Origin of the sequence: Streptomyces sp. SID14436 (genome assembly GCF_010548465.1) — a bacterium.
Taxonomy (GTDB): Bacteria; Actinomycetota; Actinomycetes; order Streptomycetales; family Streptomycetaceae; genus Streptomyces.
In genome coordinates, this window is sequence record NZ_JAAGMD010000521.1 from 1 (window position 1) to 1002 (window position 1002).

At 78.8% G+C, this 1002-nt stretch carries 1 protein-coding gene; it reads left to right on the forward strand.

Features of this window, described 5'->3' with window-relative positions; all coding sequences use genetic code 11:
- Window positions 1–68: 68 nt before the first annotated feature.
- A partial coding sequence (locus G3I53_RS17995; RefSeq protein WP_164438557.1) for an N-6 DNA methylase occupies window positions 69–1002 on the forward strand: 934 nt, incomplete at its 3' end.

Below are 1002 nucleotides of genomic sequence, written 5' to 3' on the forward strand. Positions count from 1 at the left end.
GCCCGAACCGGCCCGCGGCCGGGGAACGGCCCGGGCAGGACGGTCCCGGCCAGGACGGCCCCGGTCGGGTGACCGCCGCCGGGATCGCCCGGCTCGCCGGCGTCGGCCGGGCCGCCGTCAGCAACTGGCGCCGCCGCCACCCCGACTTCCCCCGGCCCGTCGGCGGCACCGGGACCAGCCCGGCCTTCGCCCTCGTCGAGGTGGAGGAGTGGCTCCGCCGGCACGGCAAACTCGCCGAGGTGCCCCTGCGCGAACGCGTCTGGCAGCACCTCGCCGGTCACCCGGCGGGCCCGGTCACCGCCCTGCTCCACACCGGCTGGGCGCTGCTGCTGATCCACGACCGCCCCACCCTGTGGCTGGACGTGAGCGACGGCCCCGACGAGCGCCTGGCCGCGCTGCTGCCCGAGAAGCTGAAGGAGGCGGTCGCCACCCGGCCGGGCCCCGCCACCGCTCCCGGCGGCACTCCCGGGCCCGCCCCCGCGCTCACACCCCCCACCGCCCCCCGGCTCCTGCCCTCCGTCCCCCTCCTCCGGGGCGCCGCCGAACTGGCCGCCGAGCTCGGGGCCCGGCAGACCTTCGAGTTCCTCCTCGGACGCCACCTCGACGCCAACCCGCGCCAGTACACCCTCACGCCCGGCGGACTCGCCGGCCTGATGGCCGGCCTCGCCGCATCCGCCGGCCCCCCGCGCACCGTCCTGGACCCCGCGTGCGGCACCGGCGCCCTGCTGCGCGCCGTCACGCACCACCCCGGCCAGGAGCTGTACGCCCAGGACACCTCGGCCGACCTCACCGCGCTCACCGCGCTGCGGCTGGCCCTGCACACCCGCGGCGCCGTGCACGCCCGCGCGGGCGACACCCTGCGCGCCGACGCCCACCCGGCCGTCCGCGCCGACGCCGTCCTGTGCCATCCCCCGTTCAACGAGCGCGACTGGGGGCACGACGAACTCGCCTACGACCCCCGCTGGGAGTACGGCCTGCCAGCCCGCACCGAGTCCGAACTGG